The sequence below is a fragment of the Paenibacillus sp. NPDC056722 genome, from assembly GCF_042790635.1.
Taxonomy (GTDB): Bacteria; Bacillota; Bacilli; order Paenibacillales; family Paenibacillaceae; genus Paenibacillus_AQ; species Paenibacillus_AQ agri.
Genome location: NZ_JBHTYV010000003.1, coordinates 476,202 through 489,127 on the forward strand (window position 1 = coordinate 476,202; position 12,926 = coordinate 489,127).

The 12,926-nt window shown below is 50.8% G+C and carries 11 protein-coding genes; all 11 read right to left on the minus strand.

The window, feature by feature from the left end; genetic code table 11:
- Positions 1-28: 28 nt before the first annotated feature.
- Positions 29-388 (minus strand): hypothetical protein, encoded by a 360-nt coding sequence (locus ACFRAM_RS10780; protein WP_379465948.1) that lies wholly within the window; start codon positions 386-388, stop codon positions 29-31.
- A gap of 153 nt (positions 389-541) precedes the next feature.
- Entirely contained in the window at positions 542-1,666 is a 1,125-nt protein-coding gene (gene dnaJ, locus ACFRAM_RS10785) for a molecular chaperone DnaJ (RefSeq protein ID WP_175372821.1), read from the minus strand.
- A gap of 162 nt (positions 1,667-1,828) precedes the next feature.
- A complete protein-coding gene (gene dnaK / locus ACFRAM_RS10790; RefSeq protein WP_175372820.1) occupies positions 1,829-3,673 on the minus strand; it encodes a molecular chaperone DnaK in 1,845 nt (614 codons plus the stop codon).
- Positions 3,674-3,828: 155 nt separating this feature from the next.
- Complete coding sequence (gene grpE, locus ACFRAM_RS10795; protein ID WP_379465843.1) at positions 3,829-4,374, minus strand: nucleotide exchange factor GrpE; 546 nt, start codon at positions 4,372-4,374, stop codon at positions 3,829-3,831.
- A 48-nt stretch (positions 4,375-4,422) separates the two neighbouring features.
- Positions 4,423-5,454, minus strand: a complete 1,032-nt coding sequence (hrcA, locus tag ACFRAM_RS10800; protein WP_175372818.1) for a heat-inducible transcriptional repressor HrcA — start codon at positions 5,452-5,454, stop codon at positions 4,423-4,425.
- A 222-nt stretch (positions 5,455-5,676) separates the two neighbouring features.
- Positions 5,677-6,165, minus strand: coding sequence for an N-acetyltransferase (locus ACFRAM_RS10805; protein ID WP_175372934.1), 489 nt, complete (start codon positions 6,163-6,165; stop codon positions 5,677-5,679).
- A gap of 95 nt (positions 6,166-6,260) precedes the next feature.
- Positions 6,261-7,433 carry a radical SAM family heme chaperone HemW gene (hemW, locus tag ACFRAM_RS10810; RefSeq protein WP_175372817.1) on the minus strand — a complete coding sequence of 391 codons (1,173 nt, stop codon included), beginning with the start codon at positions 7,431-7,433 and terminating at the stop codon, positions 6,261-6,263.
- Between the two features lie 213 nt (positions 7,434-7,646).
- Positions 7,647-9,461 (minus strand): translation elongation factor 4, encoded by a 1,815-nt coding sequence (gene lepA, locus ACFRAM_RS10815; RefSeq protein WP_175372816.1) that lies wholly within the window; start codon positions 9,459-9,461, stop codon positions 7,647-7,649.
- Between the two features lie 219 nt (positions 9,462-9,680).
- Complete coding sequence (locus tag ACFRAM_RS10820; protein ID WP_379465844.1) at positions 9,681-10,172, minus strand: hypothetical protein; 492 nt, start codon at positions 10,170-10,172, stop codon at positions 9,681-9,683.
- Positions 10,173-10,201: 29 nt separating this feature from the next.
- On the minus strand, positions 10,202-11,590 hold the full coding sequence (locus tag ACFRAM_RS10825) for a stage II sporulation protein P (protein WP_379465845.1): 1,389 nt from the start codon (positions 11,588-11,590) through the stop codon (positions 10,202-10,204).
- A 208-nt stretch (positions 11,591-11,798) separates the two neighbouring features.
- A complete protein-coding gene (gpr, locus tag ACFRAM_RS10830) occupies positions 11,799-12,797 on the minus strand; it encodes a GPR endopeptidase (protein WP_379465846.1) in 999 nt (332 codons plus the stop codon).
- Positions 12,798-12,926: the final 129 nt, after the last annotated feature.

A 12,926-nucleotide genomic window follows, 5' to 3' on the forward strand; every position in this document is an offset into this window, starting at 1 on the left:
TTCGGGTTTAGTAGTGCTATCTATTGTTTTAGATAAAGCCCCCAGCTTCTTCGATCAAACGCAGCGCCCTGTCATACGAGTCCGAATCCACCACTACAGTCAATAAAATATCTCTTCCCGTGGGGCCGCCATCTCCCCCGTGGCTCATCCCGCTGGCGCTGGTATCCGCCGCCGCAAGAATGCCGGTATGGCTGCGGTCAGCAGTCATTGAAGCCATGCCGGCAATATTCCCAGTGACCGGATTAATGCTCTGGACCGGACCGTTCCCGCCATATTTGCTAAAGCGGTCGATCGAGAGCTCAATTACCCGCAGCGCTTGTAGCTTTCTGGATACCCCCTCAGCTTCCTCCGGGCTTTTAAAATAGGACAAAATAGAGCGTTCCGGCATCATATCCCCGCTTTCCATTGTAATCAAGCTCCGCATGCTGCTAAGGTTATATTGTCTTAACTCCCTTGAGTTTATGCCTCTATTCCAATACAAAAAAACAGCAGGCCGGAGGTTATCCTCCAGCCTGCTGTTTTATATTAGAAACGATATGCTTTATTCCCCACGGAACGCACGCTTCACACGGTCAAAGAAAGATTGCTCCTGCTCATGCGTATTCTCTCCATTGAGGGCTCCGAACTGGCGCAGCAAGTCTTTCTGCTCTTCGCTCAGCTTGCTTGGCGTTACTACGATGACTCTGACGTGCTGATCACCCTGGCCGTTACCACGCAAGCGTGGTACGCCCTTGCCCTTCAAACGGAAGAAAGTACCCGTTTGCGTCCCGGCTGGGATCTTGAGCTTCACTTTCTCAGTCAAAGTCGGGATCTCAATCTCGTCACCGAGTGCTGCCTGAGCAAAGGTAAGCGGTACCTCGCATAGAATATCATCGTTCTCGCGCTCAAAGAAATCATGCGGCTTCACACGAATGACAATGTACAGGTCGCCCGCAGGGCCGCCCCGTAAACCGCCTTCGCCTTCACCGGTCATACGCAGTTGTGCGCCGTCATCAACACCAGCTGGAATGCGAACATGAATCTTGCGCTGCTTCTTCACCTTACCGTTGCCGGCACAAGTGGTACATTTCTCTTTAATGACTTTACCGGTCCCGCTACAATTTGAGCATGGACGACGGTTGCGCATTTGGCCAAGTGGCGTATTCTGCACGAACTCCTGCTGACCGCTACCGCGGCAGACCGAACAAGTCTCAGGCTTCGTACCCGGCTTAGCACCGGAACCAAAGCAAGTGTCGCAGTCCTCGGTACGTGGAATTGTAATATCCGTTTCCTTGCCGAACACCGCTTCCTTGAACTCAATGGTCATTGTATACTGCAAATCGCTACCGCGCTGCGGAGCATTAGGATCACGGCGTCCGCCGCCGCCGAAGAACATATCGAAGATATCGCCCAGGCCTCCGAAGTCTCCGCCACCGCTGAAGCCGCCGCCACCCATACCCTGGTTAGGATCGATATGGCCGTACTGGTCATATCTTGCACGCTGCTGACCATCGCTCAGAACGTCATAGGCTTCCTTCACTTCCTTGAATTTAGCCTCGGCATCGCTGGCTTTGTTCACGTCCGGATGATACTGGCGGGCCAGCTTACGATAGGCTTTCTTGACCTCATCGTCTGAAGCGTCTCTTCCAAGGCCCAGCACTTCATAATAATCGCGTTTATCTGCCACTGCATTCACCTCCGTACCTCTAATTCCGCCCGACAATTCATACTATTCCTCTATCGTTTCAGACGGTGCATACACTTATCCCTGTTACATGTAAAAGGAAAGCCAAAACACGGGATGCCCCGGTTTTGACCTTCCCCCACTTACGACACTTATCGTCTAAGGTTACCCTTGTTTCTTCTCGTCGTCAACAACTTCATAATCAGCATCTACCACATTTTCTCTCTTAGACGCGCCTTCAGGAGCACCTTCTCCGCCGGCAGCACCTTGTTCAGCTGCTGCTTGCTCGTACAGCTTCACGGACAACTGTTGAACGATTTCGTTCAAAGCTTCTGTAGCTGCATTGATTTCTTCGAGGTTGTCGGTTTGAATAGCCGCTTTTACCTTTTCTTTAGCTTCATTAGCCTTTTCAACTTCGGAAGCATCGGCCTTGTCACCAAGATCCTTGATTACTTTCTCAGTGGAGTACACGAGTTGGTCAGCGTTGTTCTTCGCTTCTACCAGTTCCTTACGCTTACGGTCTTCCTCAGCGTGCAGCTCGGCATCCTTCATCATTTGTTCAACTTCAGCATCGCTCAAGCCGCTGGAAGAAGTGATGGTGATCTTCTGGCTCTTGTTCGTGCCTTTATCAGTAGCCGATACGTTCACGATACCGTTCGCATCGATGTCAAAAGTAACTTCGATTTGTGGTACACCGCGTGGTGCCGGTGGAATCTCGTTAAGCGTAAAGCGACCCAGTGTTTTGTTGCCGTTCGCCATTTGACGCTCACCTTGCAGAACGTGAATTTCCACGCTTGGCTGGCTGTCAGCAAAGGTTGAGAACACTTGAGATTTGCTTGTAGGAATCGTTGTGTTGCGCTCGATCATCTTCGTGAAGACGCCGCCCGCAGTTTCGATACCCAGGGACAATGGTGTTACGTCGAGCAGGACTACGTCTTTAACGTCGCCTGTCAGAACGCCCGCTTGAACAGCTGCACCAAGGGCTACCACTTCGTCCGGGTTAACACCTTTGTGAGGCTCTTTGCCAGTTAGTTTCTTAATGGCATCTTGTACGGCAGGAATCCGTGTAGATCCGCCTACGAGTACGATTCTTGTAAGATCAGCAGGAGTCATGCCTGCATCGCTCAATGCTTGACGTGTTGGGCCCAAAGTACGTTCTACCAGACCAGCAGTCAACTCATCGAACTTAGCGCGAGTCAAGTTAACCTCCAAGTGCTGAGGTACGCCGTCAACGACAGTGATGAACGGAAGGGATACTGTAGTTGTCAGTACGCCGGACAGTTCTTTCTTCGCTTTCTCAGCAGCGTCTTTAAGACGTTGTACAGCCGCTTTATCTTTGCTCAGGTCGATGCCTTGTTCTTTTTTGAATTCAGCTACGAGGTAATTCATAACTACTTCGTCAAAGTCATCGCCACCAAGCTTGTTGTCACCGCTTGTAGCTTTTACTTCGAAGAAACCATCGCCCAGTTCAAGGATAGATACGTCGAACGTACCACCACCAAGGTCATAGACAAGGATTGTTTGATCTTCGGATTTCTCCAGACCATAAGCCAAAGCTGCAGCAGTTGGCTCGTTCACGATACGCAGAACTTCCAGACCCGCAATTTTACCGGCATCTTTGGTTGCTTGACGTTGGCTATCATTAAAATAAGCAGGAACAGTGATAACCGCTTGTGTAACGGTTTGGCCAAGATAAGCTTCTGCATCGGATTTCAGCTTTTGCAGAATCATAGCCGAGATTTCTTGTGGAGAGTAATCTTTGGCATCGATGCTTTCTTTATGGTTCGTACCAATATGGCGTTTAATGGAACTGATTGTACGATCAGGGTTGGTGATCGCTTGGCGTTTAGCCGTTTCACCGACGATACGCTCGCCGTCTTTCTTGAAGCCTACAACCGAAGGGGTTGTGCGTGCGCCTTCCGGATTCGGAATAACAACGGCCTCGCCGCCTTCCATAACGGCTACGCAAGAGTTGGTGGTTCCAAGGTCAATACCGATAACTTTACTCACTGTAATTTGCCTCCTCAAAATGTAATGGAGCATTCGCCCCGTTTGAATTGTTCTCTTTGTGTACCAAATCCCATCGACTCAAGAAGCAGGATGGCTGCAAATAGCAGAGCTGCTTCACTTCGCGGGCCAAAGCTATCCCCGCTTATATAGACAGGCTACATGCTGACTTTGACCATGGCTGGACGAAGGACTTTATCCTTCAGGAGATAGCCCTTTTGGACCTCTTCCGTCACGATACCTTCCTCGTGCTCCTCGCTCTCCACCTGCATAATAGCTTGATGATATTCAGGGTTAAAAGGCTGTCCCACCGATTCCATCGCTGTGAGCCCCTCCGACTTTAATACCACATCCAGTTGACGGAAAATCATGTTCACGCCTTTCGTGAACGCCTCAGTCTCAGGACCGGCAGGTGCGGTAGCCAAGGCCCGGTCGAAATTGTCCAGAACCGGAAGCAATTCGTTGATGAGCTTGGAGGTGGCGTATTGCGCCAGTTCTTCTTTTTCTTTCTGGGTGCGGCGGCGGAAATTGTCATAATCGGCTTGTACACGAAGTACACGTCCCTGCAATTCATCAGCCAGCGTCTGCAGACGAGCTGCGTCCCCGGCTTCTTCTGCCGATACAGTACCGGCCTCCGAGACAGTTTCCTCAGTTGCTTGCTCTTCATTCAATTCATTCGGATCTTGAACTTGTTCCTCTTTCAAGTTGTCTTCACCTCCTTAAAATCATCACGAAAATCAATATGGCTCTGTTCACTTATACCAGTGTGCCAGCATCGCTGTCAAATCTCGGGATAAAATGCCCAAGATGCCCATTACCCGCGCGTATTCCATTCGGGTAGGACCTAGAATACCAATGCTGCCCAGCGCCTGGCCGTCCAATGAATAAGTCGCAGTAATAAGACTGCAATTCGCAAAGGCCTCATGGTCGTTCTCGGTTCCTATCCGCACCTGAATGCCAGGTCCGCCTGGCACGGGCGACATCATCTTGAGCAGCGTAGGCGTCTCCTCCAGCAGATCCAGAATGTGCTTAACCTTGTCGACATCCTTAAATTCCGGCTGGGTCAGCATATTCGTGGCCCCACTCAGATAGATCCGCTGCTCATTCTCACTGTCAAGCGCGGTATCAAGCATCTTCATCAGCTCTTCATAATGAGAGATATGGCGCTGCATTTCCTGGCCAAGCTCGGTGTAGAGCTGGGTCTTCAGCTTGTAAAGCGGCACATTCTTCAGCTTGCTGTTGAGCAGATTAACGACCTTCTCGATCTCGGAGATTGAAATCTCCGGCGGAATATTAACAGTACGGTTCTCTACCTGCCCCGTGCTGGTGACAATGATCGCTACAGCGGTCTTGTCGTCCAGGGGCAACAATTGAAAATGGCGTAGTGAAGTATGAAAAACCTCCGGTCCCAGAAGGATGGAAGTGTAATTCGTCATATTAGAAAGGATCATAGCCGCATGCTGGATGACCTGTTCCGTTGCATTCAGCTTCTCAGCGAAAAATGTACGGATCGTCCCCATCTCAGCGATTTCGGCAGAATTCCAAGGTACCAGATGATCCACATAATAGCGGTATCCCTTATGAGATGGAATTCGTCCTGCCGATGTATGAGGCTGTTCAAGATAGCCCAGTTCCTCCAGGTCGGCCATTTCATTGCGGATGGTAGCAGGACTGTATCCTACATCACCCCGCTTAGAAATACTGCGTGAGCCTACCGGCTCAGCCGAAGAGATATAGTCATCCACAATAGCATTCAATATCATTCTCTGGCGATCGGTTAACATGGCATTCCCTCCTGTCCGCCTGCGGTTTCTGATTCGTTAGCACTCGACTCAGATGAGTGCTAACCACTATTACAAAAATACCAAACTGACATTAACATTGTCAAGTCAGTTCAGCATCTTGGGCATCCGCTTTTTTTTCGCTACGTCATGGTATTCTTCTTTATGATACTGATCATGTATGGTTTGAAAAAAAACACCGAACCGACATTGACAAAAGTCAAGTCAGTTCAGCATTTTAAGAACGGCTATTTCATCGCAGGCGTGCTGCTTTTTACAATTTACACAATCGGTCCATACCTTTTCCGGGAAGATCTCCTTCTCAACGATGGTAAATCCATTTCTCAGGAAGAAATCGACCGCATAGGTCAGTGCCATAATCTTAGGAATCTTCTGCCGTCTGGCTTCCTCGGTCAGCTTATCCACGATCAGGGAACCGATCCCCTTGCCTTTGCATTCAGGACGCAGCCCCAGCGAACGAATCTCCACGAGGTCATTACCCAGCTTGCAGAGCGAGCCACAACCGACGAATCTGCCATCAATCTCTGCAATGACGAATTGGTCGATCTGGCGGGTCAGGGCTTGCCGGGATCGGGGCAGCATAATACCACTCTGTGCATATTCTTCTATCATCTGAAACAGTGGTTCAACATCTTCCACTGTGGCACTTCTGCATATAGCCCCTGTCTCCGCCTTAGCAGAAACATTCGGCATTAATTCCGGTTTGGCAAGCACTCTAATTCACCCCTCGTTGATAATATGAATAAATATACAACAAGGTGAATTTGAATTCAAGAGTTATTTTAAAATTAAACCTCTGTCAGTGCGCCGACAAATTCGCCGAAAACATCGTTACCAAACAGCACGCCCTGCTTGCTGAGACGGTAGCCGTCGCCCACTCGCTCGAGCAGACCCGCATTCAGCATTTTATGCAGTGAACCGGCAAATATGTCCTCCATCGATTGCCCAAATTGCGCCTGGAATGATGCATCCGAGATTCCTTCGCGCATCCGCAGGCCCACCATCATAAAGTCTTCCATCGCTTCTTCCGGCGTTACCGGGTAAGAGTCCAGACGAGGCAGGCCTTTGCTTGCAGCCTCAACATATGGATTAACGCCTTTGATGTTGATATGCCGGTTACGTCCCACGTAACCATGTGCACCCGCACCAAGTCCGTAGTAATCCTGATTACGCCAGTAGGTAATATTGTGACGGCTTTCCATACCCGGCTTAGCAAAGTTACTGATCTCATACTGCCCGTATCCGGCCTCTTCCATCTTCGACATCAGAAGCAGATACATTTGCAGCTCATCCTCTTCATTTGGAAGCGGAAGCTTATTCTTGTTAAAGAGAGTATGGAAAAGTGTATTCTCCTCCACCTTGAGACTGTAGATGGAATAGTGTGGCAGGTTCAGCTCCAGTGCTTTGCGGACACTTTCAGCCAGCATATCAACAGTTTGGTTAGGCAATCCAAACATCAGGTCTACGGAAAGATTGTTCAGACCTACAGCACGCGCGTTCTCCAAACTGCGATAGACATCGTCTACATTATGAATGCGGCCGATTCCGGTGAGCAGCTCGTTCTGGAAAGCCTGTACACCGAAGCTGACCCGATTAACTCCGCCTTCTTTCATCACGGCTAACTTGTCGATGTCGGTAGTACCAGGGTTGGCTTCCATTGAGAACTCGATATCATCGGCCCAATTCGGAAAGTGTCTCCTTACAGAAGCCAGGAAATAAGCCATCTCGTCAGGCTTCAGCACAGTCGGCGTTCCGCCGCCCACGAAGATCGAACGGATCACGCCGGGCGGAGTGATTGCAACAGTCTGCTCCATCTCCTGGTCCAGTGCACGAAGATAGTCCATTACGGGCTGGTCCTTCAGGACATAGGAATTGAAATCACAATAAAAGCACTTGTTCGTGCAAAAAGGGATATGAATATATACAGCCTCAGGGGGACGGCCGTGGGTTTGGGTTGTCATAGCTGTCTCCTTTATTCTATCGAATGATGTCAGGGCAGGATCGCCTGATCTTAAAAAGTAAGAAGAAACGGCTCCGCCTTCCTCTATGAAGAGGTGGGTATCCGTTTCTCATATAGGTTTAAACCTTCGAATCTCCAGAAAAGGGAAGCCTGACGGCTTCCCTTACAGGATTGTTCTCTTATAAATGAAGCACTTCGCTGTGATTACAGCAGCCTACTCGTCGATCTTGAGTACCGCCATAAACGCTTCTTGCGGCACCTCTACGCTGCCGACCTGCTTCATGCGCTTCTTACCTTCCTTCTGCTTCTCCAGCAATTTCCGCTTCCGCGAAATATCACCGCCGTAGCATTTGGCAAGGACGTTCTTACGCATCGCCTTAACGGTCTCACGCGCAACAACCTTTGTTCCGATTGTCGCCTGAATCGGCACCTCGAACATCTGACGCGGAATGATGCCGCGCAGCTTCTCACAGATAATGCGTCCACGGTTGTAGGCGCGGTCGCGGTGCACGATAAAGGACAAGGCATCGACTTGCTCGTTGTTGAGCAGGATATCCATCTTGACCAGATTCGAACGGCGGTAGCCGGAAATCTCATAGTCAAAGGATGCATAACCCTTCGTGCCCGATTTAAGCTGGTCGAAGAAGTCATATACAATCTCGGACAGCGGAATCTGGTAAGTGATTGTAACCCGATTCGAATCCAGGTACTCCATATTCACGAACTCGCCGCGCTTGTTCTGGCAAAGCTCCATTACCGTACCTACATAATCATTCGGAACGATGATTGCTGCTTTGACATACGGCTCTTCCACGTAATCGATGGTGCCAATTTCCGGATAGTGTGACGGGTTGTCAATCTGGATCATTTCCCCGCTTGTCAGCATAATCCGGTAGATAACGCTTGGCGCCGTCGTAATCAGCGGCAGATTGAACTCGCGCTCAATCCGTTCCTGAATGATCTCCATATGGAGCAGACCCAAGAAGCCGCAACGGAAGCCGAAGCCAAGTGCGCTTGAGCTTTCCGGCTCAAAGCTGAGCGATGCGTCATTAAGCTGCAGCTTCTCCAACGCCTCACGCAGATCATTGTAATCCGATGTTTCGATTGGATAAAGACCGCAATAGACCATCGGGTTGATTCTACGGTAACCCGGTAATGGCTCTGGTGTCGGATTCTTCGCATCCGTTACCGTATCACCGACACGAGTATCTCCGACATGCTTGATACCAGCCACGATAAAACCTACATCGCCGATATTCAATTCTTTCACAATAGTCATGCGGGGCATAAACGCGCCCACCTCAATAACCTCAAAGGTTTTGTCGGTAGCCATCATCTTGATCTTCGAGCCCGCACGGATACTGCCGTCAATGACGCGGACATAGACGATAACGCCTTTATACGGATCATAATGGGAGTCGAAAATCAGTGCCTTCAGCGGATCTGCCGAGTTGCCTGTTGGCGCCGGGACCTGCTTGACGACCTGCTCCAGAATTTCTTTGATACCGATCCCGGCTTTAGCGGAAGCGAGTACGGCTTCACTGGCATCCAGGCCGATGACATCCTCGATCTCCTGCTTGACCCGCTCAGGGTCGGCACTCGGCAAATCGATCTTGTTAATGACAGGCAGGATCTCGAGATTATTATCCAGCGCCAGATAAACGTTGGCTAGCGTCTGAGCCTCAATCCCTTGTGCTGCGTCCACAACCAGCAGAGCACCTTCACAGGCGGCAAGACTGCGGGAGACCTCATAGGTGAAGTCGACGTGTCCCGGTGTGTCAATCAGATTAAGCAGATATTCCTCACCGTCGTCAGCTTTGTAGCTCAGTCGAACGGCCTGCAACTTGATGGTAATTCCGCGCTCGCGCTCCAGATCCATCTGATCGAGTACCTGCTCCTGCATTTCACGGGAGGTCAGAGCGCCCGTATATTCCAAAATGCGGTCAGCCAAGGTCGATTTACCATGGTCTATATGTGCAATAATCGAGAAATTGCGGATTTGTTGTTGTCTTTTCTGTACGTCAGTCATTCCTTACCCCCACAGACAGCCTATGTTAATCCATTTATTATAACAGTACAATCTTTCCCCAGCAATCCCGGGCTGACGCAAGGGATAAAATCACAGTACAAATAGCAGTGAACGCCCTCTACTGAAAGGAGCATTCACTGCCGTAAGCCGATTCATATAAATGAAGATCGAACGGGAAGCTTACCTGCGGCGCAAAAATACCAATGCCGGATCGGCGCCTCACTCCGCTGAAGAAAACAACGAGACGACCCAGCGAATCCCTTTTTGCGAGGCCTCCTGCAACAGCCCTGCCGTCTTGTCCGCCAGCACATCCACCGTGGGCTTCTGCCCCTCCGGGACCAGGATTTGCTCCGGCGTCAAAGTCGTATTGTTGTACTCCTCCGCCTCCTGCTGCGGCTGATTATTCTGCGTCTGTGCCGTCGCGCCCGTCTCCGTACGCACCGGGAGCGGCGTGTATGCTCCGGTTGCGGGATCGACCGCCATAGGAACGTACACATAGGTCTGGGGAGCACCCGCGCTGGGAGCAGGCTGCTGCCTTACTCCCCCAGCCCCTCCTGCTGCCGGAATGTTCTGTGCGGCTTGTGTCCCGGAATCCCAGCCCGGAAGCACATCGGAGATTTTGGTCCCGCCCCCTCCGAATTGCATGCCAATCAGAATACCAATGCCAGCCCAGATAGCAACCATTGTCAATTTTCTTCCGACTCGCGACATTTCCTCACCTTCTCTCCTTACGTTAAATTTTAGGACGCCTTGTTCGCTGGGGCTTTACCTGCCGCTTCGCCACCAGCTTCGCCTGTTGCCTTGGCACTGTCGCCGGACGGTTCACCCCCAGGCTGTGCAGCTGGAGCCGTTGTGGCAGGTGAAGTTACAGTCTGTGGCGCATCGACCTTATCCGCCTTCTGATTCTTCCAGTACACATCCGCAATGATGTCCCCGAGAATTTCCGCAGTCCGTTTCAGCTCCTCCTCGGTGTTGTCAATTCCGCCCACCTCTATGAGCACACTGTTGGGGGAAAGCGACTGGTTGTATTCCCCGTTCCCCTGACTAGAGGTCTTGCCCCAAATGCCTCTTGAAAGGCCAGGGTAGCTCTTTTCCAGTTCCTGATGAATCTTGTTTGCAAAAGCCTCGTTTTTCTTCCAATCTTTATTTTCATGCCCCAAAATAAAATAAACCTGGGCATAGCTTTTACCATCGATGACTGTCGTCGTTTTGCCATGCCGCTGTGAGTCACGGTGAATGTCAATGAGATCAGTCAGCTGATCATTACCCGCCAGTGCCGCCTTAACCGTGATCCGGGAATATTTATAAGAGAAGTTCCATTTGTAATCCTTCACCTTGGTGGCATAGTCCTCCTGGGAATGAATCGTCCCAACGCCATGCTCTTCAAGTCGTTTGGCAATATATGAACCTACCAGCATGATATTCTTCGAGGGGAGCGACGAACTGGGATTATCGCTCTGCGCCCCCAGCAAGGGGTTGAAAGCTTCCCGAGGATGCGAGTGATAGATCAGGACACGTTTGATTGAGGTGTCTTCTGGTACATTGTCTCCGCCCGTGTCCGGCGACGGGGTGGCCACCGGTACATCTGGCACAGAGCCTTCGTCGCTACCAGGATCCTCCGTCCCGTTGATTGCAGGAGGATCATGTTCCTGCCCGCCGTCCTCTGAGGCTAGCTCATCTGTTCCGGGGTGATAGTCCGCAGGTGCGCCCGCCACACCGCCGGACCCTTTTCGTAGTAGGAAGGGGTCATCCGAGCCCATTCCCGGCACCTCGCGGGCCAGAAGACTTTTAGGATCGCCGGGATTCACACTGGTCAGCAATTGAAACACAAATGATGTTACATTTTTAGGTGACAACTCCTCCGCTTCCTTGCCTTGCGGCAAATGCGGCACCTCCATCCCCAGGATTTCCATGAAGAAACCGCTGGATAGTGAGGCAGCAAGACCTTTCATAGAAGGAATGGGTGAAGAGTTCAACTTCTGTCCGGCAATTCCGCCGGCGCCCAGCAGCATAAAGAAGACAAGCGAGCCTCCGGCCAGCAGCAGCATCGTTCTCCCCAGCGACAAAACATCCAGCACTTTTCCCCGCAGCCGGCCGATGTTCCATAGCTGAAACCATTTTTTGTTCATTATTGTTATGTCCTCCTCCAGCCCTCTGTAATCTCTTATACTTCAAATCTATGAGCAGAAGAGTACTGCTAGAACCGAAAATAGAAGACGAACAAATAGAGCCGCATTTAATAGAGATCCAATCAATAGGAATGAAATTAATACAGCGCATAAAAAAACAGGACCCGGCGGGCCGCCATCACAGCAGATCACCGAGTCTTGCTCTGGACTAGTGAGTGTATGCTCCCACGTTACCGGGATCGACTGCCTCATGCAGCGCCGCGTTCAATCCGCTAGCCACAATATTGGCAATATCTTCAATGAACTCATCTATTTCTTTAGGTGTAACAATCAGATCATGGCCGAGCGGTTCCAGCACTTCCTTCACCAGCGTAAGCCGATCCTGCTCCGAGATATCATCGAGCATCCCCATAATTTCCTTGGTAGGGGCACCATGACCGAAATGACTTTTCATCATCTCCAGCACGTTGTTGACTATCGTTGAGGCATAGCAGACGGTAGGAACACCGATGGCGATACACGGAACACCCAGCACTTCCCGGGTAAGACCACGCCGCTTATTGCCAATCCCGGAGCCGGGATGGATCCCAATATCAGCAATCTGGATGGTGGTATTAATCCGCTCCAGAGAGCGGGAGGCCAGCGCGTCAATCGCGATAATAACATCTGGCTTAGTGCGATCCACAATACCCTGAACCACTTCACTGGATTCAATCCCCGTCAATCCCAGAACACCCGGGGCAATCGCACTGACCTTCCGGTAACCTGGAGACACCTGATCCGGGACCAATTCGTAGAACTGGCGTGTGACAAGTGCATTCTCGACTACCAGTGGACCCAGCGAGTCTGGTGTCACATTCCAGTTCCCCAAGCCGACAATGAGAGCAGAGGAATCTTTACCGATGCCGATCCGAGTCATAAAACCCTCAAATTCACGGGCAAAGGCTTCGGCCACCTTTTGCTGCAGACCTGTATCCCCGCCGCGCAGACCCGGAACTTCCAGTGTCACATAATTGCCGATAGCACGTCCGATCGCCTGCGATCCGGCAGGAGTCGCTACACCGAGTCTGGTGATTTTAATGCCGTCCGATTCTTCGACTTCCTCGTTCACACCAGGAATCGGCGATTTTTTCGGCCCTTGGGCCATTTCCCTCGCTTCAAGCGCCAAATCCGTGCGCACCGAATACAGTTGCAGATCCAGTTCCATTGTTATATCAGCCTCCTATGCTCGTTTATCGATAGTGTGCGAGTGTAAGCCAACGTTTATGCAAAGGTCATCCTTTAATTTGAAAGCTTTTTATGTTGCATTTTAGTATGGAGCATGCTAAACTATTTT

What these genes read in the sequence shown, in the direction of transcription:
- ACFRAM_RS10780 (WP_379465948.1), bottom strand. Translation starts at nt 388, where the DNA reads ATGCCGGAACGCTCTATTTTGTCCTATTTTAAAAGCCCGGAGGAAGCT.
- hrcA (WP_175372818.1), bottom strand. Translation starts at nt 5,454, where the DNA reads ATGTTAACCGATCGCCAGAGAATGATATTGAATGCTATTGTGGATGAC.
- ACFRAM_RS10805 (WP_175372934.1), bottom strand. Translation starts at nt 6,165, where the DNA reads ATGCCGAATGTTTCTGCTAAGGCGGAGACAGGGGCTATATGCAGAAGT.
- hemW (WP_175372817.1), bottom strand. Translation starts at nt 7,433, where the DNA reads ATGACAACCCAAACCCACGGCCGTCCCCCTGAGGCTGTATATATTCAT.
- lepA (WP_175372816.1), bottom strand. Translation starts at nt 9,461, where the DNA reads ATGACTGACGTACAGAAAAGACAACAACAAATCCGCAATTTCTCGATT.
- ACFRAM_RS10820 (WP_379465844.1), bottom strand. Translation starts at nt 10,172, where the DNA reads ATGTCGCGAGTCGGAAGAAAATTGACAATGGTTGCTATCTGGGCTGGC.
- ACFRAM_RS10825 (WP_379465845.1), bottom strand. Translation starts at nt 11,590, where the DNA reads ATGAACAAAAAATGGTTTCAGCTATGGAACATCGGCCGGCTGCGGGGA.
- gpr (WP_379465846.1), bottom strand. Translation starts at nt 12,797, where the DNA reads ATGGAACTGGATCTGCAACTGTATTCGGTGCGCACGGATTTGGCGCTT.